The sequence below is a fragment of the Streptomyces spiralis genome (assembly GCF_014654675.1).
In the GTDB taxonomy this organism is placed as follows: Bacteria; Actinomycetota; Actinomycetes; order Streptomycetales; family Streptomycetaceae; genus Streptomyces; species Streptomyces spiralis.
Map to the genome: position 1 here is coordinate 59,342 of NZ_BNBC01000012.1, position 24,562 is coordinate 83,903.

18 protein-coding genes are annotated in these 24,562 nt (G+C 73.4%); 11 read left to right on the plus strand and 7 right to left on the minus strand.

The annotated features are described in order from the left end of the window. The first annotated feature begins 73 nt into the window (after window positions 1-73). Window positions 74-1,039, plus strand: a complete 966-nt coding sequence (locus tag IE318_RS14860) for a thiamine-phosphate kinase (RefSeq protein ID WP_030168387.1) — start codon at window positions 74-76, stop codon at window positions 1,037-1,039. Beyond that, window positions 1,036-1,845, plus strand: coding sequence for a bifunctional hydroxymethylpyrimidine kinase/phosphomethylpyrimidine kinase (gene thiD, locus IE318_RS14865; RefSeq protein WP_189900513.1), 810 nt, complete (start codon window positions 1,036-1,038; stop codon window positions 1,843-1,845). Before IE318_RS14860 ends, thiD begins: the two co-directional genes overlap by 4 nt. Here the strand turns inward: thiD and IE318_RS14870 are convergent. The 3 genes from IE318_RS14870 to rpmB all read right to left on the minus strand — a co-directional run bounded on the left by IE318_RS14870 (window position 1,830) and on the right by rpmB (window position 6,493). Further along, window positions 1,830-3,044: an FAD-dependent monooxygenase gene (locus IE318_RS14870; protein WP_189900515.1), complete on the minus strand. Its 1,215-nt coding sequence runs from the start codon at window positions 3,042-3,044 to the stop codon at window positions 1,830-1,832. The two genes, thiD and IE318_RS14870, sit on opposite strands and share 16 nt — an antisense overlap. A gap of 35 nt (window positions 3,045-3,079) precedes the next feature. Continuing rightward, window positions 3,080-6,100, minus strand: a complete 3,021-nt coding sequence (locus tag IE318_RS14875) for an AfsR/SARP family transcriptional regulator (RefSeq protein WP_189900518.1) — start codon at window positions 6,098-6,100, stop codon at window positions 3,080-3,082. 207 nt (window positions 6,101-6,307) lie between these two features. Beyond that, window positions 6,308-6,493: a 50S ribosomal protein L28 gene (gene rpmB / locus IE318_RS14880; protein WP_003993230.1), complete on the minus strand. Its 186-nt coding sequence runs from the start codon at window positions 6,491-6,493 to the stop codon at window positions 6,308-6,310. Between the two features lie 266 nt (window positions 6,494-6,759). Between rpmB and fakA the strand changes: the two genes are divergently transcribed. Next, window positions 6,760-8,535 (plus strand): DAK2 domain-containing protein, encoded by a 1,776-nt coding sequence (gene fakA / locus IE318_RS14885; RefSeq protein ID WP_189900519.1) that lies wholly within the window; start codon window positions 6,760-6,762, stop codon window positions 8,533-8,535. Between the two features lie 42 nt (window positions 8,536-8,577). On the opposite strand, the gene IE318_RS14890 is transcribed toward fakA, so the two are convergent. Next, window positions 8,578-11,562: a tetratricopeptide repeat protein gene (locus tag IE318_RS14890; RefSeq protein ID WP_189900520.1), complete on the minus strand. Its 2,985-nt coding sequence runs from the start codon at window positions 11,560-11,562 to the stop codon at window positions 8,578-8,580. Next, complete coding sequence (locus tag IE318_RS14895) at window positions 11,559-13,466, minus strand: HSP90 family protein (protein WP_373311173.1); 1,908 nt, start codon at window positions 13,464-13,466, stop codon at window positions 11,559-11,561. Before IE318_RS14895 ends, IE318_RS14890 begins: the two co-directional genes overlap by 4 nt. A gap of 168 nt (window positions 13,467-13,634) precedes the next feature. On the opposite strand from IE318_RS14895, the gene recG reads away from it, so the two are divergent. The 8 genes from recG (at window position 13,635) to mutM (ending at window position 21,276) form a co-directional block, all read left to right on the plus strand. Beyond that, on the plus strand, window positions 13,635-15,854 hold the full coding sequence (gene recG, locus IE318_RS14900) for an ATP-dependent DNA helicase RecG (RefSeq protein WP_189900524.1): 2,220 nt from the start codon (window positions 13,635-13,637) through the stop codon (window positions 15,852-15,854). A 124-nt stretch (window positions 15,855-15,978) separates the two neighbouring features. Continuing rightward, window positions 15,979-16,566 (plus strand): 16S rRNA (guanine(966)-N(2))-methyltransferase RsmD, encoded by a 588-nt coding sequence (rsmD, locus tag IE318_RS14905; protein WP_189900527.1) that lies wholly within the window; start codon window positions 15,979-15,981, stop codon window positions 16,564-16,566. A 26-nt stretch (window positions 16,567-16,592) separates the two neighbouring features. Further along, complete coding sequence (coaD, locus tag IE318_RS14910; RefSeq protein ID WP_030168366.1) at window positions 16,593-17,072, plus strand: pantetheine-phosphate adenylyltransferase; 480 nt, start codon at window positions 16,593-16,595, stop codon at window positions 17,070-17,072. Window positions 17,073-17,171: 99 nt separating this feature from the next. Then, on the plus strand, window positions 17,172-18,290 hold the full coding sequence (locus tag IE318_RS14915; protein ID WP_189900529.1) for a F0F1 ATP synthase subunit B: 1,119 nt from the start codon (window positions 17,172-17,174) through the stop codon (window positions 18,288-18,290). A gap of 270 nt (window positions 18,291-18,560) precedes the next feature. Beyond that, window positions 18,561-19,205: a YceD family protein gene (locus tag IE318_RS14920; protein WP_189900531.1), complete on the plus strand. Its 645-nt coding sequence runs from the start codon at window positions 18,561-18,563 to the stop codon at window positions 19,203-19,205. A 2-nt stretch (window positions 19,206-19,207) separates the two neighbouring features. After that, the gene (rpmF, locus tag IE318_RS14925; protein WP_003951102.1) at window positions 19,208-19,381 is read left to right on the plus strand and encodes a 50S ribosomal protein L32; all 174 of its coding nucleotides are present in this window, start codon (window positions 19,208-19,210) and stop codon (window positions 19,379-19,381) included. Between the two features lie 7 nt (window positions 19,382-19,388). Further along, window positions 19,389-20,267 carry a ribonuclease III gene (gene rnc / locus IE318_RS14930; protein WP_189900533.1) on the plus strand — a complete coding sequence of 293 codons (879 nt, stop codon included), beginning with the start codon at window positions 19,389-19,391 and terminating at the stop codon, window positions 20,265-20,267. Window positions 20,268-20,415: 148 nt separating this feature from the next. Beyond that, complete coding sequence (mutM, locus tag IE318_RS14935) at window positions 20,416-21,276, plus strand: bifunctional DNA-formamidopyrimidine glycosylase/DNA-(apurinic or apyrimidinic site) lyase (protein ID WP_189900535.1); 861 nt, start codon at window positions 20,416-20,418, stop codon at window positions 21,274-21,276. Here the strand turns inward: mutM and IE318_RS14940 are convergent. Both IE318_RS14940 and IE318_RS44885 read right to left on the minus strand, forming a co-directional pair. Then, window positions 21,249-21,671 (minus strand): winged helix-turn-helix transcriptional regulator, encoded by a 423-nt coding sequence (locus IE318_RS14940; RefSeq protein WP_030168339.1) that lies wholly within the window; start codon window positions 21,669-21,671, stop codon window positions 21,249-21,251. The genes mutM and IE318_RS14940 overlap by 28 nt on opposite strands. A gap of 73 nt (window positions 21,672-21,744) precedes the next feature. Next, a complete protein-coding gene (locus IE318_RS44885; protein ID WP_229903523.1) occupies window positions 21,745-24,297 on the minus strand; it encodes an amino acid permease in 2,553 nt (850 codons plus the stop codon). Window positions 24,298-24,562 lie beyond the last annotated feature (265 nt).

The window sequence follows — 24,562 nt, forward strand, 5'->3', positions numbered from 1 at the left end:
TCATCTCGACCGTAACGAGGACCGCGTGAACGCGCGACCGGGAACGGACAGGGACAGAAGGGGCGAAAGGGCTATGAAGGGCACTGTTGGTGAGCTCGGGGAGTTCGGGCTCATCAGGGAGCTCACCTCCCGTCTCACCACCACCCCGGCGGTCCGGGTCGGCCCCGGCGACGACGCCGCGGTGGTCGCCGCCCCGGACCGCCGGGTCGTGGCGAGCACCGACATACTCGTGGAGGGGCGGCACTTCCGCCGGGACTGGTCCACGGCGTACGACGTGGGCCGCAAGGCGGCCGCCCAGAACCTCGCGGACATCGCCGCCATGGGCGCCGTACCGACCGCGCTGCTGCTCGGCCTGGTCGTCCCCGCCGAACTCCCGGTCACCTGGCCGACCGAGCTCATGGACGGGCTGCGCGACGAGTGCCAGGTCGCGGGCGCCTCCGTGGTCGGCGGCGACGTGGTCCGCGGCGACACGATCATGGTGTCGATCACCGCCCTCGGCGATCTGCGCAACCACGAACCGGTGACCCGTGCGGGCGCCCAGCCCGGCGACCTCGTCGCCGTCACCGGCTGGCTGGGCTGGTCGGCGGCCGGGTACGCGGTGCTCTCCCGCGGCTTCCGCTCCCCGCGCGCCTTCGTCGAGGCGCACCGCCGCCCCGAACCGCCTTACCACGCGGGCCCGGCCGCCGCCGGGCTCGGCGCCACCGCGATGTGCGACGTCAGCGACGGACTGATCGCCGACCTCGGGCACATCGCGGAGGCCAGCAAGGTGCGCATCGACATCCGCTCCGGCGCCATCGACATCCCCTCTCAGATGAACGACATCGGGCAGGCCGTCGGTGTCGACCCGCTTCAGTGGGTGCTCACCGGCGGTGAGGACCACGCGATCGTGGCGACGTTCCCGCCGGACGTGAAGCTGCCGGCCCGCTGGAAGGTGATCGGCGAAGTGCTCAACCCCTCGGCCCTGCCCCAGGTCACGGTCGACGGCGCGCCATGGACCCGGAAGGGCGGCTGGGACCACTTCGGGGACATCGAGTCATGAGCGCCGCGCCCCCTCGTGTCCTCACCGTCGCCGGCTCCGACTCCGGCGGTGGCGCCGGCATCCAGGCCGACCTGAAGACGATGCTCGCCCTCGGCACGCACGGCATGAGCGTGATCGCCGCGGTGACCGCGCAGAACTCCCTCGGCGTCCAGGGCGCCTGGGAACTGCCCGCGGAGGCGGTCCGGGCCCAGTACCGCAGCGTCGTCGACGACATCGGCGTCCAGGCCGTCAAGACCGGGATGCTGGCCTCGGCGGAACTGGTCGAGACGGTCGCCGAATTGCTCGCCGGGACCGGCGTGCCCACGGTCGTCGACCCGGTCGGCGTCTCCAAGCACGGCGACCCCCTGCTGGCCGCCTCCGCCCTGGAGTCCGTACGGACGAAGCTGCTGCCGGTGGCGACCGTCGCCACGCCCAACCTCGACGAGGTCGCCCAACTGACCGGCGTGCGGGTCACGTCCGAGGAGGGGCTGCGCGAGGCCGCGACCGCCGTACTGGAGTACGGGCCGGCCTGGGTGCTGATCAAGGGCGGGCACCTGGCCGGGGACGCCCTGGACCTGCTCACGGACGGCACCGAGGAGCACTGGCTGCGCGCCCCGAGGTACGACAACCGGCACACGCACGGCACGGGCTGCACCCTCGCCTCCGCGATCGCCGCGCAACTGGCGAAGGGACAGCCCGTGCCCGAGGCGGTCAGGGCCGCCAAGGAGTACGTCACCGGGGCGATCGCCGCCGGCTTCGCCCTCGGCGCGGGCATCGGCCCCGTGGACCACGGCTGGACCTTCCGGGAGTCTCACGCGGCCGGGTAGTCGCGCAGTTCGATCGCGGTGGCCGCCTTCTCCGTGAGTCGCTTGAAGAAGCCGGACAGCATCCGCGAGCCGAGCAGCCGGTACATCCGGTCGCGGCTGCGGATGCGCCGCTCGGTCGGCGGGGCGAAGAAGGGGCCCGCGTTGCCGGAGATCTTCTGGCAGCCCTTGGCGAAGTCCCGGACCCGGCTCTCGTACGCGGCGAACGCGGTGCGGTGGTCGCCGCCCGCGAGGGCGAGTTCACCGGCCAGGACGTACGCGCCGACGATCGCCACGCCCGTGCCCATGCCGCCCATCGTGGCGCCGTACCCGGCGTCCCCGAGCAGCGCCACCCGCCCCTTGGTGAGCCGGTCGACGTGGATCTGTGCGATCGCGTCGAAGTACAGGTCGTCGGTCTTCTCCAGGGCCTCGAGGACACGCGGTGTCTCCCAGCCCATGCCCGCGAACCGCCCGGCCAGGATCCGCTTCTGCGCGGCGACGTCCCGGCGGTCGTACGTCAGCTCCTCGGAGCGGAAGACCAGCAGGGCGCCCGCACGGTCCGGGTCGCCGTCGTAGTTGCCGATGACGACGGCCCGGCCCGGCTCGCTGTAGAGGCGCCCGGTGCGGTCGAGGCCCAGATGGTTGGGGACCGCGAAACCGGCCACGTAGTGGTCGAAGAAGCGCAGGTGGCGTGACTCGTCGCCGAAGACCAGACGGCGGGTGTTGGAGTGCAGTCCGTCCGCGCCGACGACGAGGTCGAAGCGGCGTGGCGCGCCCCGCTCGAAGGTGACCTCGACACCGTCGTCGGTGTCGGTGAGCGTGGCGACGGAGTCCCCGAAGACGTACTCGACGCGGTCCGCGGTGCGCTCGTACATGATCCGCGCGAGCTCCCCGCGGAAGATCTCCACGTCGCCGCTCATCATCTCGGCGGGCAGGTCCACGCGCGCGGTGCCGTCGGCGTCGACGACGGTCTGCCGGCCCATGTGCGTCTGACGGGCGTGGATCTCGTCCCAGATGCCCATGTCCTTCAGCACCTTGCGGTGGACGTGGCCGCGGAAGTCGACGGCGAAGCCGCCGCCGCGCAGGGCGGGCGCCTTCTCCACGACGGTGACGCGGGCGCCGTAGCGGGCGAGGTTCAGGGCGAGGGCGGGGCCGGCGACGCTCGCGCCGGAGACCAGGACGTGGAGGTGCGCGAGGCTGTGGGTGTTCTTCCGGTTCGTCATGTGCGGCAGCCTCCCGCCGGGCGCCCACCGTCCTCCTACCGTTCGCTGACCGCCGCTGACCGTCGCCGTCTGCCCTGGTCGAAGGCGTCCGCGTAGGCCCGCGGCGTCAGCCGCGCGCGCACCTCCTCCTCGGTCCGTGCCACATCGGGGTCCCCGTGCGGCGGGGCGCCCCGCAGACCCGTGCCGGCGCCGAGCAGGGCGGCGGCCCGCTCCGGCGGTTCGGCGACGGACGCCAGCGCCTCGGCGGCCTCCGCGAGTTCCAGGACGCCCGGGCTCTCCTCGGCCACGGCGGCGGCCTGCCGGAAGCAGTCGCACGCGTCCTCCGGGCGTCCTTCGGCGACGGCCGTGCGGCCCAGGCCGATGAGGATCCGGACGGTCTCGCCCACGCTGAACCAGTTCGCGGCGCACTCCCTCAGGGCCTCCTCGTAGTAGGCACGCGCGCGTGCCGTGTCGCCGGACAGCCGGGCCGTGTCGCCGAGGCCACGCAGCGCGCCCGCCGCCTTGTCGGCTGCCCCGGCCGTGCGGGCCAGCGTCAGCGACTGCTCGAAGTGCGCCGCCGCCCGGTCCCCGTCGCCCCGGCGCAGCAGCACCGTGGCCCGGCTGCGCAGCAGGTCGGCCGTCTCCTCCGGGGCCGCCAGCTCCCGCACGTACGCGAGACCCTCGTCCAGCAGTTCCAGTGCCCGCCCGTGCTCCCCGCGCGCGAGGGCGTGAAGGGCCAGCGGTTCCAGGCAGTTGGCCATGCCCCAGCGGTCCCCGGCGGCGCGGAACCCCTTCAGCCCGCGGGCGAAGCAATCCTCGGACTCCCGGGGCCGGCCGGCGAACTGCGCCTGGAAGCCCCGCCCCATGTCCAGCAGGGCCCGCGCCCACGGGTCGTCGCCGGCATGGGCGAGGGCCCGCTCGTTGGTGGCGGGGCTGGGGCCCGCCGCCAGGGACCACAGCACCAGGATGTACGGCAGCCGCAGCGGGCCCTGGTACGACTCCAGAGCGGCGTCCACGCGCGCGCGGAGCTCCTCCCCGGCGAGGGAGTCCCCGTCGTCCCCGGACAGCGAGTCGATGGCGCACAGGACGTACTCCTCCACCAGACCGGGCGGAGGCGCCTCGCCCACGGCGGCCAGCAGGGAGCGGGCGAGCGGCACCTGCTCACCGTGCAGTCCGCGCAGCCGCCAGAACCAGGACAGCAGGGCCATCAGGCGCAGGGCGCCCGCGTGGTCGGTGCCTGCGAGGTGACGCAGCGCCGCGTCCAGGTTGGCGTGTTCGGCGGCCAGCCGGGCCAGCCAGGGCAACTGCCCGTCCCCGCGCAGGTGCGGCTCGGCATGCTCGGCCAGCCGCAGGAAGTACGCGGCGTGCGCGTCCCGCAGCCCGCCCGGGTCCACGGCGTGTTCGGCGGCGAACACGCGGACGGTCTCCAGCATCCGGTAGCGCCCCCCGGACACCTCCAGGAAGGACTTCTCCACCAGCGACGCCAGCAGGTCCTCCGGATACGGCACCCCGCACACGGCCTGGACGGCGTCCGCCGTGGCACCCCCGGGGAACACGGTCAGCCGCCCGGCCAGCTCCTGCTCCTCGGCGTCCAGCAGGTCCCAGCTCCACTCCACGACGGCCCGCAGGGTGCGGTGGCGGGGCGCCTTGGTGCGGTCACCGCGGGAGAGCAGGCGGAACCGGTCGTCCAGGCGGTCGGCGAGCTCCTCCGGCTCCAGGGTCCGCAGCCGTGCCGCCGCCAGCTCGATCGCCAGCGGCAGCCCGTCCAGGGCCCGGCAGATGTCGGCCACGCGCGCGTGGCCCTCGAAGCCGGGGCGCACGGCCCGCGCCCGGTCCAGGAAGAGCCGCTCCGCCGGTTCCGGTGGCAGCGTCGGCACCGGGACCAGGACCTCGCCGGTGATGCCGAGGGCCTCGCGGCTGGTCGCGAGGATCCGCACGCCGGGGCAGGAGCCGAGCAGCAGCCCGGCGAGCCGGGCCGCGTCCTCGACCAGGTGCTCGCAGTTGTCCAGCACCAGCAGCAGCTCGCGGTCCTCCAGGGCGGCCAGCAGCCGGCCGGTGATGTCGGTCGTGGCGTGACGGAAGCCCTCCCGTATCCCGAGGGCCGTGAGGATGGCGTACGGGACCTTGGTGCCGTCGGCCAGGGGGGCCAGCTCGACCAGGCACGCGTCGGCGCCGGTCCGGGCGGCCTCGATCGCGAGCCGGGTCTTGCCCGCGCCGCCGGGGCCGGTGAGCGTGACCAGGCGCGAGCCGGGGTCGGCGAGGAGCGCGGCGATGCGGGCGAGTTCGGCGTCCCGGCCGACGAAACGGGTCAGCTGGGCCGGGAGCGGGGGCCGTGCCGGGGCGAAGCCGCCGCCCTGGAGCAGTTCGAGGTGCAGGGCGGACAGCTCGCCGGACGGGTCGGTGCCCAGCTCGTCCGCGAGCGTGCGCCGGGCCTGCTCGTACACGGTCAGGGCCTCGGCGGGCCGCCCGGCCGTGTGCAGGGCCCGCATCAGCTGCCCGTACAGCCGTTCGTCGAGCGGGTGCGCGGCGAGCAGCGCGCGCAGCTCGGGGACCAGCCCGGGACCGCCGCCGAGCGCGAGGTCCGCCTCGACGCGGTCCTGGACTGCGGCCAGCCGCAGCTCCTCCAGGCGGGCGACGGCGGCGTGCGCGTCCGCGTCGGGCAGGTCGGGCAGCGCGGGGCCGCGCCACAGCGCGAGCGCCTCGCGCAGCCGGGCGGCCGCCCGCGCGGGATCTCCGGCGGCGAGGGCGGCGCGGCCCTCCTCCGTCATGAGTTCGAATCGGTGGGCGTCGACGGAGTCGGGCGCGGCGGCCAGGCGGTAGCCGACCGGGTCGGCCTCGATGGCCGTCCGCGGGCCGAGGCGCCTGCGCAGGCGGGAGATCTGCGACTGGAGCGCGCCCAGGGCCCCCGCGGGCGGCTCGGCGCCGTACAGGCCGTCGATCAGTCGCTCCGTGGGGACCGTCCGGCCGACGTCGAGGAGCAGGAGGGTGAGCAGGGCGCGGGGACGCGGGCCGCCGGGGTCGACAGGGGTGCCGTCGTCGGTACGGATGTCCAGCGGTCCCAGGATGCCGAAGCGCATTCCTGGGATTCTGGCAGCTGGGGATGGGGGCCGGTCCTGGGATACGGCGAAAGCCTCCCCGCCGCGACCGGGTCGGCGGAGAACGGCCCTCCGAGACGGACACGGAGGGCAGCCCTCCGGCAGGCACGGCAAAAAGCCGGCCCACCGAGATGGACCGGCTTAGTGCAGCGAACCAGCAGTGGCCGCGCGCTTAGCTGTTGCTGTGCGTCAGCGCGAGACCTTGCCGGCCTTGATGCACGAGGTGCAGGCGTTCACGCGCTTCGGCGTCCCGCCGACCACGGTACGCACACGCTGGATGTTCGGGTTCCAGCGACGGGACGTACGGCGGTGCGAGTGCGAGATGTTGTTGCCGAAGCCCGGCCCCTTGCCGCAGACGTCGCAGTTGGCAGCCACGGGTCACTCCAAAGACTTCAGATGCACTTACGGTTGATCCCGGCATGCCGGGTTGCAGATCGCAGGCTCAGGGAGCACTCCGAAATCCGAGTGGCGTTGCCAGGGGAAGAGCCCGATCAGGATCGGGCAACCGGAGCAGCATACAACGTCTGCTCCCGTGGCACGAAACTACCATGGCCACCCCGGGGGCCGCCCGGGCCCTCTTCCGGCGCGCACCGCCCCTGGGTCTACGCTGCCGTCCAGACCAGCAGCTCAGGGAGGCGCAGGTGGCGCAGGTGCCGCAGACGTTCGACGCGCCGGCGGTGCGCACCTGGTGCGGACTGGCCCTGCGGGCGCTGGGACGGGCGCGCGAGGAGATCGACGCGATCAACGTCTTTCCCGTGGCCGACGGGGACACCGGCACGAACCTGTACCTGACCGTGGAGTCCGCCGTGGCGACGGTCGAGGCCGTGTTCGCGGCCCACGAGGCCGACGGCCCCGGCGGCGAGGCCCTTCCGCCCCCCGGCCCTTCTCTCGGCGGCCCGTCCCTGGCGGAGGCCGCGCGGGCGATGGCGCACGGGGCGCTGATCGGCGCGCGCGGCAACTCCGGCACGATCCTCGCCCAGCTGCTGCGCGGCATGGCCCAGGTGCTGGCCGCCGACGACGAGAGCGCCCACACCGACGGCCGTGGTCTGCGGCTCGCCCTGCGGCACGCCGCCGACTCCGCCCGGCAGGCGGTGGCGCACCCGGTCGAGGGCACGGTCCTGTCGGTCGCCTCCGCGGCCGCCGACGCGGCCACCGGTGCGGAGGGCGACTGCGGCACGGTCGCGCGCGCCGCCTACGAGGGCGCGCGCCGTGCCCTGGCCGCCACCCCCGGCCAGCTGGCCGCCCTGGAGCGGGCCGGAGTGGTCGACGCCGGCGGCCGGGGGCTGGTCGCCGTGCTCGCCGCCCTGGTCGAGACGTTCACCGGCGAGACACCGGCGACGGAGAGCACACCACCGGGCAGGACGGCGGACGCCACAGGGACCGGCCGGCCGGGCGAGGACCAGCCGACCGTGCCGCACGCGCGCGTGCATTGCGCCGAGCCGGACGAGCCGAGGGCCTGCGCCTCGCCGTCCGCTCCCGGACCGTCCACGGGCGGCCCCGCCTTCGAGGTGATCTACCTCCTGGAGGCCGAGGACGCGGCCGTCGACCGGCTGCGGCAGCGGCTCGACGGGCTCGGGGACTCCCTGGTCGTCGTCGGCGGCGACGGGCTGTGGAACGTGCACGTCCACGTCGACGACGCCGGCGCCGCCGTGGAGGCGGGTGTGGAGGCCGGGCGCCCGTACCGCATCCGGATCACCCACTTCGGCGCGGGCGACGCGCACACCACCCGCGCCGAGCGGCCGCCCCGGGAGCGCGCCCAGCGCGCCGTCGTGGCCGTCGTCCCCGGCGACGGCCTGGCCGGGCTGTACGGCGAGGCCGGGGCGACCACGGTGCCGGCCCGCCCCGGGGAGTTGCCGGCGAGCGGCGAACTCCTGGAGGCGGTACGGCGGGCCCACGCGCGCGAGGTGGTGCTGCTGCCCAACGACGCCGAACTGCACGACCCCGCCGCGGCGGCGGCCGAACAGGCACGCGGGGAGGGCGTCCGCGTGGCCCTGATCCCGACCCGCTCGGCGGTCCAGGGCATCGCCGCCCTCGCGGTGCACGAGCCGGGGCGCCGCTTCGACGAGGACGTGGTCGCGATGACGTCGGCGGCGGGCGCCACCCGCCACGCCGAGGTCACCGTCGCCGAACGCCAGTCGTGGACCACGGCGGGCATCTGCCAGGCCGGTGACGTCCTCGGCCTCATCGAGGGCGACGTGGCCGTGATCGGCGCGGACGTCACCGCCACGGCCAAGACCGTCCTGGACCGCATGCTCTCGGCTGGCGGCGAACTGGTCACCCTCGTCCTCGGCGACGACGCCCCGGACACCGTCTCCGACCACCTTCAGACCCACGTCCGCGACTCCTACCTCGCCGTGGACACGGTGGTCTACCGGGGCGGCCGACAGCGCGCCCTGCTGCTCATCGGCGTGGAGTAGCGGCGGGGCGCGGGAGCCTCCGGGGCTCCTCCTCCGTCCTTCTCAGTCCTCCGAGCGCTTCTCCACGAGGTGCAGCAGGCGTTCGGCCTCCGCGCGGCGGGGTGGTGCCGCGGCGGGATCGTCGCCGGCGGCCTCGTAGGCCGCCAGGACGGCACGCGCGCGTGCCGCCGCCTCGGCGGGCCGGCCGAGGTCGGCCTCCAGCCGACCGGCGGCGAGTTCCGCGCCGGTCCGGTCGTGCAGGGCGTCCGCTCCGAGCCCGGCGAACACGGAGATCGCCTGTTCGGTCCGGGACAGCGCCTCCTCCCACACCGACCTGGTGATGTCGTCCGGCTCGTCCTCCACGTCGGCGACCGAACGGGCGAGCAGGTCGCCGAACTGCCGGTGGGTACCGCCGAGTTCGTCGGTGAGCCGCAGCCGCGCCTCCCCGTCGTCCGCCCCGGCCAGCGCGGCCTCGCACTCCTCGACCGCGCGCGCCATCAGCTCGCGCGCCGTCTCAAGGCCGGCCTCCGTGCGCAACGCCAGCCACGCACGGGCGCGCAGCGAGCGGACGAGGCCGTGCGCGTTGCCCAGCGAGCGCCACAGGTCGCCCGCGCGCGCGTAGGCGCGGTCCGCCTCGGCGGGCAGCCCCGCGTGGCTCAGCGACTCGGCGGCGAGATGGGCGAGCGTGGCGTGGTCCTGCTGCTCGGGCCAGTGCCGGGCGATCTCGGCGGCCTGGAGCCGCCGTTCGGCCGCCGCGCGGTGCTCCCCGAGCTCGCTCAGGCAGTCGCCCAGCCACCACTGGGTCTGCACCACCGCCCCGTCGCCGTGCGTCTCGGCGGACAGGTCCGCCAGCGCCGACTCCAGCACCTCGGCGGCCTCGGCCCACCGGCCCTGCCGCAGCAGCAGGCCGCCGAGCTGCTGCCGCGCCCAGGCACCGAGCGTCGGTCCCTCACCGGCCTCGTCGGCCCAGTGCGCCGCCTCCAGGGCGTGCTCCGCCGCCTCCGCGACCCGGCCGAGGCCGTCGAGCACCTCGGCGAGCCGGAGGTGCAGCTGCGCCCGTCCCGCGGCCTCCAGGTGTGCCCCGCCGTGCTCCAGGGCCGCGCGCAGCGCCCGTTCGGCCCGGGCCGCATCGCCCAGGTGGTGGACGAGGGAGGCCAGCCGGGCCTCGTACTCCACCGCGAACCAGGGCAGCCCGGCGCCGACGTACCGCGCCACGGCCTCCTCGAACAGCTCGGCGGCCGCCCGGAGATCCCCGGTGCGTGCGGCGGTCTCCGCGAGCATCGCCCGCGCCTCGGCCGCCCGGGAGGCGAGTCGTACGTCCGCCCCGTCCTGCCCACCGTCCCCGGCCGTACCGTCCTCCCGCGCGGGTGCCTCGACGAGCGCCAGCACCTCCCGCGCGGCCTCCCGCGCGGCGGACAGCGCCTCCGAAGGCACCGGCCCGTCGGCCTCGTGCACCGGCCGCATCAGGATCCGGGCCCGTCCGATCACCACGGAGGCCGTCTGCCGTACGCCGGTGCCGCCTTCGGCGTACAGCGCGAGAACACGCTCGTACGGCTCGGCGACCGCGGCGAGCGCCCCCTCCATGTCGCCCGTCAGCGCCCGTACGTACGCCGCACGCGCGCGTGCCGCCAGCGCCTCCCCGGGATCGCCCGCCTCCGCGTACAGTTCGGCAGCCCGTTCGAACAGCCCGACGCCCTCCGGACCCCGGCCCATCGCCTCGTGGTCGGCGATCTCGGCGCGGTCCCGGGCATCGAGTTCCACGCCCTCCAGGTCCTCCGCGGCCCGTGCGACCGCCGCCCACGCCTCCATGGCGTCCGGCTGGAGGGTGTCCGACAGCCGCCGCGCCTCGGCGATCAGCGCCGGCAGGTCGCGGTCCTGCGGCTCCGCCACGGCCGCGGGCCGCACCCCGGCGGCGGACCGGGCGGAGACCGGCCGCTGCGTCCGCACTCCCAGCGGCAGCCGCTCCACCAGCGGACGCCGCGCCATCCGCGCGCGTGCCCACGAGCCGACATGGGACGTGCCGTTGCGCTCGTCGAAGCGGGCCGCGAGCGCCTCGGCCTCCGCGCGCGCGTGGACGGCAAGTTCGGCGGCCGTCCAGGAACGCCCCGCCGGTCCCGGCACCGTCTGCCCGCCCAGCCCCAGCTCCACCAGGCGGTCCGTCAGCAGCGCCACCACGGCCAGGAAGTCCAGCTTGCTGCGCGGATTCCCGGAGTCGGTGAAGTACGCCGGCCGCTCGGCCAGCAGCTCCAGGGCGCGCGCCTCGTTGCCGGTCAGCGCGCAGAACTCCACATGCTTGGCGTAGGCGGTGCGCATGCTCTCCATCGGCCGCACCAGCCGGAAACCCCGCAGATGGTGGGCGCGCGCCTCGTCCAGCCGGCCCAGCCGCAGCAGCGGCAGCAGCGAGGAGGCCAGCGCGGCGTGCGGCTCGTGGGCGCAGGTGAACTCGCCCTCCAGCACCGGCCGCCACAGCTCGACCGCCTCCGCGTCCCGGCCGCGCTCAGCCTGCCACCAGCCCTGCTCGTGCAGCTCGCACGCGTGGCAGTCGGCCATCCGGTCGCGGTCGGCCGCCAGCCACGCCGCGTACGCCCGTTCGGCCCGCCCCACGTCCCCGACGTGCGCGGCGACACTGAACTCGGCGCTGCGCACCGCCCGTTCCGAGTGCCCGGCGAGCCGGTAGCGGTGCTCCATCTCACCGAGCCACTTCTCGATGGACGCCAGCGGGATGTGCGGCTGGCCCAGCATCCCGGCCGACATCCATTTGAAGACCCAGTGCAGCGAATGGGTCTCGTACTCGTCGAAGTCCTCGGGGCTCTCGTCCCACATGCGCAGCAGCCGCGCGAAGGGGACGAACATCTTGTCCTTCTCGGAGCTGTAGTTGTAGACCTTCAGCTGGTGCCCGAGCGCCTCGATGACGGCGAGCGGGATGCCCAGCTTCTCCGCCTCCGCCAGCAGCTGCTCCGCGCGCGCGTTGCGGGCCGGCCCCTCCGGCTGCTCGCCGTTCTCCCTCATCGCCCGGCGCAGCGAGGCGAAATCGGTGATCGAGCTCATCGGTGACCGTCCTCCCCGTGGGTCGCCCACTCCAGCAGTCCGATGAAGGCGCGGTTGAGCAGCGCCGAGTCCGCCGGGCGCAGCGGGCGCTGCGCCATCAGCAGCGCCTGCCCGTACAGCGACTCCGTCGCCGTGCCGACCAGCTCCGCTTCGCCCAGGGAACTGATCCTGCGGATCAGCGGGTTGAGGTGGTTGAGCACCAGACGCGCGCGGGGGGCGCTGCCGCGCAGCGAGCCGAGGATGCCCGCCCACAGGTCGTCGGCCTGCGTCTCGGCCTCCGCGCGGGCCCGCTCGTGCCGGGCCGCCCGGTCGTCCAGGTGCAGCGCCGGCACGGACAGCGGGTGGAAGGCGCGCAGCACCACATCACAGCCCAGCGGGTCCAGTTTCGCCCGCGCGGTCGCCAGGAACCCCGCCAGGGCCAGTTCCTCGGCCGGGTCGACGGCGTCCAGGTGCGCGGTCACGGTGTCCGCGTCCAGCTCGGCGACCGCCGTCCCCGGCCGTACCGACGGCAGCGCCTCGACCAGCTCGCTGTCGTAGGTGTAGCCGCCGTTGACGACGCCGATGCCCTGCGCGGAGGCGATCGGCGCCACCTGCCGGTACTCCTCCACCGACCGCGTGAAGTGCACCACCGGGTGCCGCTGCGCGAACTCCTCCAGGGACAGCCGCCCGTCGGTCGTCTCGAACGGCAGCCACGGCAGCATCGTGCGCAGCATCTCGGTGTCGTGCCGGGCCAGCGACTTCACGCCCAGATGGTGCACCGACAGGAAGGCGGCCAGCCGCTCCGGGTCACCGGCGGCCAGCCCGGTCAGCCAGGACCGGATCCGTTCCCCGAGCGCCTCGCGTACCGCGGCCAGCGTCTCGTCCTCGTACAGCGACTCGCGCGAGGCGGTGGGCCGCAGGCTGTCCGTGTCGAGCACGCAGCGCACGAAGAACGCCCAGTCGGGCAGCAGCTGTTCGGCCCGCTCGGTCAGCAGCATGCCCTTCAGGTGCACGCGGTGACCCGCGCGCTGCGCCGGGCTGACGGCCGACGGCAGCACGTACGCCACCCCGCGGATCCCGGCCACCGGCACGTCCAGGTCGATGGAGTCCAGCGGGGAGAAGCCGAACAGGTCGTGGCAGTGGCGGGCCAGGGCGACCCGGCGCGCGGCGGGGGAGGGGTACGCCCGGTCCCAGGGCGCGGGCAGGTCGGTGACCGCCTCCTCGCCCACCCGGACGTCGTACGGCAGCAACGACCCGAAGTCCCGCGCCAGCGCGAGCACCCGCTCCTCGGTCAGCCACTCGCCGGCACCGGCCCGCGCCTGGAGGTGCACGGTCGTGCCGGGCTCCGGGCGGGCGGAGTCCGGCAGGGTCCGCACGGTGTACGAGCCGTCGTCACGCGCCGTCCACTCCACGGGCGGCGCGTCAGGCGTGCGGGCGCTGCGGCTGACCACCCGGATCCGCTCGGCCACGACGAAACAGGCCAGCAGGCCGATGCCGAACTGGCCGAGGAAGTCCGAGCGGGCCTCCTGGAGCCCCTCGGCCCGCTTGGAGCTGCGGCCGATGGTCGCCAGCAGCTCGTGCACGTCGGACTCGGTGAGCCCGACGCCGGTGTCCTCCACCCGGAGCGTGCCGCCGTCGGCGTGCAGCCGCACCCGGGCGGGGGCGTCCTGCTCCTCGGCACGCCGGGCGGTGATCGCGTCCACCGCGTTCTGCAGCAGCTCGCGGAGGTAGACCCTCGGACTGGAGTACAGATGGTGCGAGAGCAGGTCCACCAGACCGCGCAGGTCGACCTGGAAGGTGTGCGCGGAAGGCGCGGGCCGGGATGCCTGTGAAGCCTGTGCTTCTTCCTGTGGCTCCTGTGAGCCTTGAGTCTTCTGTGATTCCTGTGCGGATGCCTGGGAGCTCTGGGAGGTCTGGGAGTCCATCGTCACTGCGCCGGTGGGGGGAGCTTCGGGGCGGCGCGGGGTCGGGCGGTCCCGGCGTGGGGCGGTGACCGCGTAGGGAGGCCGGAGCGCGTCATCCTAGGGCCGGTGCGACCCGCCCGACCAGGGGTTTCCGGCACGTCTACGGCAATGTCAGTGCCGTGGTGTGCAATGGATCTCGTGCCCGCACTGCAAGAACCACTGCGACAACCGCTGAAGTCGGTGCTCGGCCCCGCCACCGCGAAGGTGATGGCCGAGCACCTCGGCCTGCTCACCGTCGGCGACCTCCTCCACCACTACCCGCGCAGATACGAGGAGCGGGGCCAGCTCACCCACCTCGCCGACCTCCCCATGGACGAGCACGTCACCGTGGTCGCCCAGGTCGCCGACGCCCGCCTGCACACCTTCGCCTCCCCCCGTGCGCCCCGCGGCAAGGGCCAGCGCCTGGAGGTGACGATCACCGACGGCAGCGGCCGACTCCAGCTGGTCTTCTTCGGCAACGGCGTGCACAAGCCCCACAAGGAGCTCCTGCCGGGCACCCGCGCGATGTTCGCCGGCAAGGTCTCCGTCTTCAACCGGCGGCTCCAACTGGCCCACCCGGCCTACGAACTGCTGAAGGGGGACGCCGAGGAGACCGTCGAGTCCTGGGCCGGCGCCCTCATCCCGCTCTACCCCGCCACCGCCAAACTGGAGTCCTGGAAGATCGCCAAGGCGGTCCAGACCGTCCTGCCCAGCGCCCAGGAGGCCGTCGACCCGCTGCCCGGATCGCTCCGCGAGGGCCGCGGCCTGGTCACGCTGCCCGAGGCGCTGCTCAAGATCCACCGCCCGCACACCAAGGCGGACATCGCCGACGCCCGCGCCCGCCTGAAGTGGGACGAGGCCTTCGTCCTCCAGGTCGCCCTCGCCCGCCGCCGCCATGCCGACGCCCAACTCCCCGCCGTCCCGAGGAAGCCGCGGCCCGACGGGCTGCTCGCCGCCTTCGACGACCGCCTCCCCTTCACCCTCACCGAGGGCCAGCAGAAGGTCTCCCGCGAGATCTTCGACGAACTGGCGACCGAACACCCCATGCACCGGCTGCTCCAGGGCGAGGTGGGCAGCGGAAAGACGCTGGTGGCCCTGCGTGCCATGCTCGCCGTGGTCGACGCGGGCGGGCAGGCCGCGATGCTCGCGCCCACCGAGGTGCTGGCCCAGCAGCACCACCGTTCGGTGACGGAGATGCTGGGCGAGCTGGCCGAGGGCGGGATGCTGGGCGGGACCGAGCACGCCACCAAGGTGGTGCTGCTCACCGGGTCCATGGGCGCGGCGGCCCGCCGCCAGGCGCTGCTCGACCTGGCCACCGGCGAGGCCGGCATCGTGATCGGCACCCACGCCCTGATCGAGGACAAGGTCCAGTTCCACGACCTCGGGCTGGTCGTGGTCGACGAGCAGCACCGCTTCGGCGTCGAGCAGCGCGACGCGCTGCGCGGCAAGGGCAAGCAACCCCCGCACCTGCTGGTGATGACCGCCACCCCGATTCCGCGCACGGTGGCGATGACGGTCTTCGGCGACCTGGAGACCTCCGTCCTCGACCAGCTCCCCGCCGGGCGCTCGCCCATCGCCAGCCATGTCGTCCCGGCCGCCGACAAGCCCCACTTCCTGGCCCGGGCCTGGGAGCGGGTGCGCGAGGAGGCCGCGAAGGGCCACCAGGCGTACGTCGTCTGCCCGCGCATCGGGGACGAGGAGGACGACCCGAAGAAGGCCGCCAGGAAGCAGTCCGCGGAGGACGAGGCGGAGAAGCGCCCGCCCCTCGCCGTGCTCGACGTGGCCGAGCAACTTGCCAAGGGACCCCTCGACGGGCTCCGGGTCGAGGTGCTGCACGGCAGGATGCAGCCCGACGACAAGGAAGCGGTCATGCGCCGCTTCGCCGCCGGCGAGACCGACGTCCTGGTCGCCACCACGGTCATCGAGGTCGGCGTCAACGTCCCGAACGCCACCGTGATGGTGATCATGGACGCCGACCGCTTCGGCGTCTCCCAGCTCCACCAGCTGCGCGGCCGGGTCGGCCGGGGCTCGGCGCCCGGCCTCTGCCTGCTGGTCACCGAGATGCCCGAGGCGAGCGCCGCCCGCCAGCGGCTGAACGCGGTGGCCGCCACCCTGGACGGCTTCGAACTCTCCCGCATCGACCTCGAACAGCGCCGCGAGGGCGACGTGCTCGGCCAGGCCCAGTCCGGCGCCCGCTCCTCCCTGCGGGTCCTCGCGGTCATCGAGGACGAGGAGATCATCGCCGAGGCCAGACAGGAGGCGTCGGCGGTCGTGGCCGCCGATCCGGAGCTGGAGCACCTGCCCGGCCTGCGCACGGCCCTGGAGGCCCTGCTGGACGAGGAAAGGGAGCAGTACTTGGAGAAGGGCTGAGAAGGGCTGACAGACTGGAAGCAGTCACACCCCGCGTGCAGGGCACGCCCGCGTGTAGGGACGCCTGCCTGCAGTGCACCCTGCGTGCAGTGCCCTGCGTACAGAGCGACAAGGACCCAAGGACATGACCCGCGTGATCGCCGGCCGGGCCGGCGGACGCCGTCTCGCCGTACCCCCCGGCCACGGGACCCGCCCCACCTCCGACCGGGCCCGCGAGGGCCTGTTCTCCACCTGGCAGTCCCTCCTCGGCGGCCCGCTCGACGGCGAACGCGTCCTCGACCTGTACGCCGGCTCGGGCGCCGTGGGCCTGGAGGCGCTCTCCCGCGGCGCCGGGCACACCCTGCTCGTCGATGCCGACGCCCGCGCGGTGCGCACCCTCCGGGAGAACGTGAGGTCCCTCGGCCTGCCCGGCGCGGAGGTACGGGCGGGCAAGGCACGGCAGATCGTCCAGGCGCCGCCGCCGGCCGAGCCGTACGACATCGTCTTCCTCGATCCGCCGTACGCCGTCTCCGACGACGATCTCCGGGAGATTCTGCTCACACTCCGCTCGGAGGGGTGGCTGGCGGCGGAAGCCCTCGTCACCGTGGAGCGCAGCACCAGAGGCGGCGAATTCCGGTGGCCGCCGGGGTTCGACGCGATCCGGGCCCGCCGCTACGGCGAGGGAACGTTTTGGTACGGTCGCGCCGCCTCTACGTGCGAAGACGCACGATGACCGGACCGGAGAGCGAGGGATCTCAAGTGCGCCGCGCCGTCTGTCCCGGGTCGTTCGACCCGATCACCAACGGACACCTCGACATCATTGCCCGGGCCTCCCGGCTGTACGACGAGGTCTACGTGGCGGTGATGATCAACCAGTCCAAGAAGGGCCTGTTCGAGATCGAGGAGCGCATCGACCTCATCCGGCAGGTCACCGCCGAGTACGGCAACGTCCGGGTCGAGTCCTTCCACGGCCTCCTGGTCGACTTCTGCAAGCAGCGCGACATCCCCGCCATCGTCAAGGGCCTGCGCGCGGTCAGCGACTTCGACTACGAGCTGCAGATGGCCCAGATGAACAACGGCCTCACCGGCGTGGAAACGCTCTTCGTGCCCACCAATCCCACCTACAGCTTCCTGTCGTCCTCCCTGGTCAAGGAGGTCGCGGCCTGGGGCGGAGACGTCTCCCACCTGGTGCCGCCGCAGGTCCTCGACGCCCTCACCCGGCGGCTGCGGAAGGACTGACCTCCTGACTGGCCGTCACCCGGTGTCCGGCGGCCGTCCCGTGGTCGTACAGTCGTCCCGTCCGTCTCCAACACATCGGCAGAGAGTGGCGAGCACACCGTGGACGTGCAGAAGAAGCTCGACGAGATCGTGGCCACGGTCTCCGGCGCCCGGTCCATGCCCATGTCGGCGTCCTGCGTGGTCAACCGGGCCGAACTGCTCGCGATGCTCGAAGAGGTGCGCCAGGCTCTGCCCGGCTCGCTCGCGCAGGCGCAGGAGCTGATCGGCGACCGGGAGCAGATGGTCGACGAGGCCCGGCGCGAGGCCGAGCGGATCATCGAGTCCGCGCACGCCGAGCGCGGCTCGCTCATCTCCGACACCGAGGTGGCCCGCCGCTCCCAGGCCGAGGCCGACCGGATCCTCTCCGAGGCCCGCAAGGAGGCCGAGGAGGTCCGCGCCGAGGCCGACGACTACGTCGACTCCAAGCTCGCCAACTTCGAGGTGGTCCTCACCAAGACCCTCGGCTCGGTCGGCCGCGGCCGCGAGAAGCTGCTGGGCACCGGCCCCGGTCTCGACGAGGAGGGCTACGAGGACGAGGACGCCCCCGAGCGCAGCCACGACCCGGAGACCCTGCGCCGCGACGCCGACGCCTACGTCGACGCCAAGCTGGGCGCCTTCGAGGCGGTCCTGGCCAAGACGCTGGAGGCCGTCGGCCGCGGCCGGCAGAAGCTGCACGGCCGGATCGCCACCGACGACCTCGGCGCCCTCGCCGACGACACCACCACCGTCCAGCACTCCAGCGACGCCGACTACCTCGCCGACCTCGCGGCCCTCGCCGACACCCCGGCGACCCCGGCCGCCGCGCCCGCCGAACGGCCCGCCCAGCCCCAGCAGCCACCGCAGCCGGCGTACGAGCCGCAGCCGGCCTACGGCTACCAGCAGCCCGCGCAGACCGACCCGTACGGCGAGGGCGATCCGTACGGCGGCTACCAGCAGGGCTACGGCGGTCAGCAGGACCCGTACGGCTACCAGCAGGCCGACCCCTATGCCTACCAGGGCTACGACGCCCAGACGGGCGCCTACGACCCGAACCAGGCCCAGCACCAGCAGATGCACCAGTCCCAGCAGCAGCCGCAGCAGCCCCAGCAGGGCTACGCCCTGGACGAGACCAGCCTCTTCGACACCAGCATGATCAGCGCCGAGCAGCTGAGGGCCTACGAGCAGGGGCGGGGCCTCTAGGGGGTGTCTCGCCGATCATGCCGGACTCGCGGCGCCTGGCACCGCTCCCCGATCCGGCCTGATCGACGACGAGACACCCCCCAGGACGCCCGCCCGGCCGCCGGACGGCGTGGGCACAGGGCACCGGATTGGGCCGAGAGCGAAAGGTCCAGTATCCTGGCTCTTCGGTCGCGCGTGCGCTTGCGCTGCCCACGTAGACGTCCGCGATCAGCGCTGCCCGGGAACACCCTCCAGGCGGCGTCCCTCCGAGTTCGGAAACCGAAAGCAGGAATGGCTCACAACGCCCACCTCGACCACCGCAACCCTCTCGTGTTCGACACGCATGAGCTGGGCCGGCGTCCGGGTGCGCTGCAGCGCCTGACCCGTACGGTCCCTGCTCCCACGGACCTCGGTCTCAAGGGAGTGATCGGCGTGCCGGAAGGCGCCCCGGTCGAGCTCGAACTCCGGCTCGAGTCGGTCATGGAAGGTGTGCTCGTCACAGGCACCGCCCGTGCACAGGCCGAGGGGGAGTGCGTAAGGTGTCTGGAGCCGGTCGAGCTGGAGCTCGAAGCGGACTTCCAGGAGATGTTCTCGTACCCTGACGCCGACGACCGGGGCCGCGTGATCGCGGAACCGGGCGACGACGCCGAGGACGACGAGGACAGGCTCTTCCTCGAGGACGGACTCTTCGACCTCGAACCTCTGCTGCGCGATGCGGTGGTGCTCGCACTGCCGATGCAGCCGGTGTGCCGGGAGGACTGCGCGGGTCTGTGCTCCGAGTGCGGAGCGCGGCTCGCGGACGACCCGGACCACCACCACGACGCCGTCGACATCCGTTGGGCGGCATTGCAGGGACTCGCCGGCACCATGTCGGACGGCGAGAAGGACGAGATGAGCGGCGCCGAACCTGGCGTCGACGAGAAGCAGGAGAAGTAGCCGTGGCTGTTCCGAAGCGGAAGATGTCGCGCAGCAACACGCGCCACCGCCGGTCGCAGTGGAAGGCTGCGGTCCCCACCCTGGTTGCGTGCGAGCGCTGCCACGAGCCCAAGCAGCAGCACATCGCGTGCCCGTCTTGCGGCACCTACAACAAGCGCCAGGTCCTCGAGGTCTGAGCGGCTGGTGAGAGGCACCGTGTCCACTGCCAAGAAGGCGGAAGGCGCCGAAGCCAACACTGCCCGCCGACGCGGGAGTGCTCCGTCGGACAACACGGCCTCGTCCCACACGCTTCTGGAAGGGCGGCTCGGGTACAAGCTCGAGTCCGCCCTTCTGGTGCGCGCGCTCACCCACCGTTCCTACGCGTACGAGAACGGCGGCCTGCCGACGAACGAGCGGCTGGAGTTCCTCGGTGACTCCGTCCTCGGTCTCGTCGTCACGGACACGCTGTACCGCACCCACCCCGACCTGCCCGAGGGCCAGCTGGCCAAGCTGCGGGCCGCGGTGGTCAACTCGCGTGCGCTGGCGGAAGTGGGCCGCGGACTCGACCTGGGTGCCTTCATCCGGCTCGGCCGCGGTGAAGAGGGCACGGGCGGCCGGGACAAGGCGTCCATCCTCGCCGACACCCTGGAAGCGGTGATCGGCGCGGTCTATCTCGACCAGGGCCTCGACGCGGCGTCCGAGCTGGTGCACCGGCTCTTCGACCCGCTGATCGAGAAGTCCTCCAACCTCGGAGCCGGCCTGGACTGGAAGACGTCCCTCCAGGAGCTCACCGCGACCGAAGGGCTCGGCGTCCCCGAGTACCTGGTCACGGAGACCGGCCCCGACCACGAGAAGACCTTCACTGCTGCCGCCCGCGTCGGAGGCGTCTCGTACGGCACCGGCACCGGCCGCAGCAAGAAGGAGGCGGAGCAGCAGGCCGCCGAGTCCGCGTGGCGGTCCATCCGGGCCGCGGCGGACGAGCGCGCCAAGGCGGCCCGGGCCGCCGAGAGCGCACAGAACGCGGAGAACGGGCAGCCCGCCCGGAGCGCGGAGAACAGCAACGAGGCGTCGAGCCCCGCCTGATCCATCCGCCCGATCCGCCGACCGCCTGCCCGACCCGCCGTGCCGGCGGCCACCCGGCCGCCGGCACCGCCCACAGCGCGACCCGAGCGCCCGTCCCCGCCCGGGACGGGCGCTCGCCGCGCACGCGACAACGGAGTACGGGGGAGTCATGCCCGAGTTGCCCGAGGTCGAGGTCGTACGGCGCGGCCTGGAACGGTGGGTCGCGCATCGCGCCGTCGCCGACGTCGAGGTGCTGCACCCGCGTGCCGTACGGCGCCACGTGGCCGGCGCGGACGACTTCGCCCACGGCCTGAAGGGCCACCACCTCGGCACCCCCAGCCGCCGCGGCAAGTACCTGTGGCTGCCCCTGGAGGACACCCCACGGGCGATCCTGGCCCACCTCGGCATGAGCGGCCAGCTCCTGGTCCAGCCGCAGGAGGCGCCCGACGAGAAGCACCTGCGCATCCGGGTCCGCTTCGCCGACGGCCTGGGCAGCGAACTCCGCTTCGTCGACCAGCGCACCTTCGGCGGGCTGTCGCTGCACGACCTCACCCCCGACGGGCTGCCCGACGTCATCGCGCACATCGCCCGCGACCCCCTCGACCCCCTGTTCGACGACGAGGCCTTCCACCAGGCGCTGCGCCGCAAGCGCACCACCGTCAAGCGCGCCCTGCTCGACCAGTCGCTGATCAGCGGCGTCGGCAACATCTACGCCGACGAGGCGCTGTGGCGGGCGCGCCTGCACTACGAACGCCCCACCGCCGGCCTCACCCGCCCGCGCACGGCCGAACTCCTCACCCACATCAGGGACGTGATGAACGCGGCCCTCGCCGTCGGCGGCACCAGCTTCGACAGCCTCTACGTCAACGTCAACGGCGAGTCCGGATACTTCGACCGCTCCCTCGACGCCTACGGCCGCGAGGGCCTGCCCTGCCGCCGCTGCGCCACCCCGATGCGCCGCCGCCCCTGGATGAACCGTTCCAGCTACTTCTGCCCGAAGTGTCAGCGGGCGCCGCGTGTCGCGTCGTAGCGCTCGCGTGCGGCCAGCACCTCGTCCATCCGGCCCTCCACGCAGTGGATGAGGGCCAGGAGGCGCTCGGCGACCTCATGGCCGAGGGGCGTCAGCTCGTAGTCCACGCGGGGCGGGTTCGTCGGCTGGGCCTCGCGGTGCACCAAGCCGTCCCGCTCCAGTGCCTGGAGGGTCTGGGACAGCATCTTCTCGCTCACACCGTCCACACGGCGGCGCAGCTCGTTGAAGCGGAGGGAGCCCTGGTGCAGGGCGCCGACGGTGAGCGCGCCCCAGCGCCCCGTGACATGCTCCAGCGTGCCGCGCGAGGGGCAGGCCTTGGCGAACACGTCGTACGGGAGGTCCTGCTCTGCGGTGCGCTCCTGCGTGTCCTCGGTGCGCTCCTGCGTGCTGCTCATGGCCGAAGCGTACGCGACCACAGCGCTCACCGCGCGGTTGCGCTGACCGGTGGTTAGCTTCCTGCTCCGGAAGTCATGGGCCGTGCGACGGCGGCAGGGTCTGCTCGGTCCAGATGATCTTGCCGGTGGGGGTGTAGCGCGTGCCCCAGCGGTGGGTCATCTGGGCGATGATGAACAGGCCCCGGCCTCCCTCGTCGTCGCTGGCCGCGTGGCGCAGGTTGGGACTGGTGTGGCCCCTGTCGCAGACCTCGCAGATCAGGGTCCGGTCGCGGATCAGCCGCACCTCGATCGGTCCGCCGACATAGCGGATGGCGTTGGTGACGAGTTCGCTGACGATGAGTTCGGTGGTGAACGCCAGGTCGTCCAGGCCCCAGTCGTCCAGTTGCTTGCCGGTGCCGGTGCGGACGGAGGCGACCGCCGCGGGGTCCGCGGGCAGTTCCCACTGGGCGAACTGGGCGCGGTCGAGCATCCGGGTGCGGGCCAGGAGCAGCGTCGCGTCCTCGTCGACCGGCCCGGGCAGCAGTGCGGCCACCGCCTGGTCGCACAGTTCCTTCAGGGGCCGCCGCCGATCGGCGAGGAGCCGGCCGAGCAGGGCCGTCCCGGCGTCGTGGCTCGCGGCCGCCTGGAGGAGGCCGTCGGTGAAGAGGGCGATGAGACTGCCCGGCGTGAGCCGCAGATCGGCGCTCTGGTAAGGCAGGCCGCCGACTCCCAGGGGCGGGCCGGGCGGCAGCTGGGGACAGTCGGCGGCCCCCGTGGCCGGATCCACCACGACCGGCAGGATGTCGCCGGCCCGCGCCAGGCTGCAGTGTCCGGAGACGGGGTCGTACACCGCGTACAGGCAGGTCACCTCCATGGCCCGCTCGGCGCGCGGTCGCACGGGACCCCGGCCGTGGGCGGCCTCGCGCTCGTGCGCGGTCTGTTCGGCCAGGTCGTCCAGGCGGGTGAGGACCTCGTCCGGGGCCAGGTCCAGCCGGGCCAGGACCCGCAGGCCCGTGCGCAGGCGCCCCATGGTCGCCGCGGCGCGCAAGCCGTGCCCGAGCACGTCCCCGACGACCAGACCGACCCGGGTGCCCGAGAGCGGGATGACGTCGAACCAGTCGCCGCCCACCCCGGACCCGTTGTCGGCGGGCAGGTAGCGGCTCGTCACCTCGCACGCGGACTGCGGCGGGAGGTTCCTCGGCAGCAGGCTCCGCTGGAGCTTGAGGGCCGTGGCGTGCCCGCGGGTGACCACGGGCAGCAGCACGACGCCGATCAGCAGGGCGCCCAGGCCGACGACGGTGACCCCGCCCGTCGGTCCGATCAGCGGAAGGTCGACGGCGGTCGTGCCGTATCCGGGGTTGGCGTAGACGACGAAGGTGGCGTAGAGGAACAGCGACAGCATGATCAGCCCGCCGAGTCCCGGCAGTACACCCTTGAAGACCAGGTCCTTGACGCTGCGGGTGAGGACCCTGCGGTGGTACCAGACGCAGGCGAAGCCGGTCAGTCCGTACTGGAACGCGATCGCCAGACCGACGGAGTCGATGGAGTCGGCCAGGACGTTCCGGCTGAACGACGTCATCAGCACCAGCAGGGCGATCGAGGCGGCGCCCATGCCGACGGTGCCCCAGGTGGGGGTGAGGAACCTCCGGTGGATCCGGGCGAACCGGGCGGGGACGGCCTTGTGGACCGCCATGGAGAGCACGGTCCTGGCCAGGGGCAGGATGGTGGTCTCCGCCGAGGCCAGCGCGGAGATCATCACCATCAGGATCAGCAGTCTCGACAGCAGCAGCCCCGTGTCACTGCTCCCGAACACGGCCTCGCCCAGTCCGGAGAGCACGTCGTCGGAGTTGCCCGGGTTGCCGAGCCCGATGCCCGAGGTGCCGACCCCCGCGAACGCCTGCGCCGAGGTGGACACCAGCCCGTACATGACCAGGAGCAGCACCGTGGACATGACCGCCGCGCGCCCGGGCACGCGCCGGCTGTCGACGGTCTCCTCGTTGACCGAGAACGCGGTGTCCCAGCCCCAGTAGATGAAGACCCCCGCGAGAACACCCGAGGTCAGGGCCGTGAGCGAGGGCACCTCGAAAGGATTGAACCAGGAGGCGGAGACGTGGATAGCCGTCGGGGGCGGGCTGACGTAGACCTTGACCAGCGCGGCCACGGCGAACAGGAACAGCATCAGCACTTCCAGGCACAGCAGCCAGCGCTGGACGGCCGCCGAGAACTCGATGCCGACGTAGCAGATCGCGGTCAGCAGGGCGATCCAGACGATGGCCGCCACGGTGACCCACAGCCGGCTCTCCGCCAGGTCGTCCCGGCCCACCAGCCGGAAGGCGTAGGCGGCGGCGATCTCCCCCAGGTTCACCATGACGACGACGTTGGCGACGATCAGGCCCCAGCCGCCCATCCAGCCGGTACGCGGTCCGAAGGCCCGGGTGGCCCAGGTGAAGGTGGTCCCGCAGTCGGCGTTGCTCGCGTTGAGTTCCCGGTAGGCGTACGCGATCAGCAGCATCGGGACGAACGCCAGCATGGTGACGATCGGGGCCTGCAGACCGACCCCGACCACGAGGATGCCCAGTGTGGCGGCGAGGCTGTACGCCGGACCCGTGGAGGCCAGGCCCATGACGACCGAGGAGAACAGGCCCAAGGCGTCGCTCTTGAGTCCCTTCCGGCCGGCCCCTGTCTCAGGAGCGGGGCGGCCGGAGGACACGGCGCTGCCGAAAAGCCTCACATTCGATTCCAACGCCGGGCCCGGCCCGCCGCAATACAGGCGGCAGACGAGCGGTAGCCCGGACGCCGGACCGTCGCGGAATGATCGCGTCGATCGCGGGTAGGCGCGGCCTGTCGAGTCCCGATTCGTGCGGGTTTCCGCGGCAAGGGGACGGCTCCATGACCGAGATCCCGGCAGAGGT

Bases quoted from the DNA above. Each gene is read 5' to 3' on its own strand.
- IE318_RS14870 (WP_189900515.1), bottom strand. From the start codon at position 3,044: ATGACGAACCGGAAGAACACCCACAGCCTCGCGCACCTCCACGTCCTG.
- IE318_RS14875 (WP_189900518.1), bottom strand. From the start codon at position 6,100: ATGCGCTTCGGCATCCTGGGACCGCTGGACATCCGTACCGACGACGGC.
- IE318_RS14890 (WP_189900520.1), bottom strand. From the start codon at position 11,562: ATGAGCTCGATCACCGATTTCGCCTCGCTGCGCCGGGCGATGAGGGAG.
- recG (WP_189900524.1), top strand. From the start codon at position 13,635: ATGGATCTCGTGCCCGCACTGCAAGAACCACTGCGACAACCGCTGAAG.
- IE318_RS14860 (WP_030168387.1), top strand. From the start codon at position 74: ATGAAGGGCACTGTTGGTGAGCTCGGGGAGTTCGGGCTCATCAGGGAG.
- thiD (WP_189900513.1), top strand. From the start codon at position 1,036: ATGAGCGCCGCGCCCCCTCGTGTCCTCACCGTCGCCGGCTCCGACTCC.
- IE318_RS14895 (WP_373311173.1), bottom strand. From the start codon at position 13,466: ATGGACTCCCAGACCTCCCAGAGCTCCCAGGCATCCGCACAGGAATCA.
- IE318_RS14940 (WP_030168339.1), bottom strand. From the start codon at position 21,671: ATGAGCAGCACGCAGGAGCGCACCGAGGACACGCAGGAGCGCACCGCA.
- mutM (WP_189900535.1), top strand. From the start codon at position 20,416: ATGCCCGAGTTGCCCGAGGTCGAGGTCGTACGGCGCGGCCTGGAACGG.
- IE318_RS14920 (WP_189900531.1), top strand. From the start codon at position 18,561: ATGGCTCACAACGCCCACCTCGACCACCGCAACCCTCTCGTGTTCGAC.
- rsmD (WP_189900527.1), top strand. From the start codon at position 15,979: ATGACCCGCGTGATCGCCGGCCGGGCCGGCGGACGCCGTCTCGCCGTA.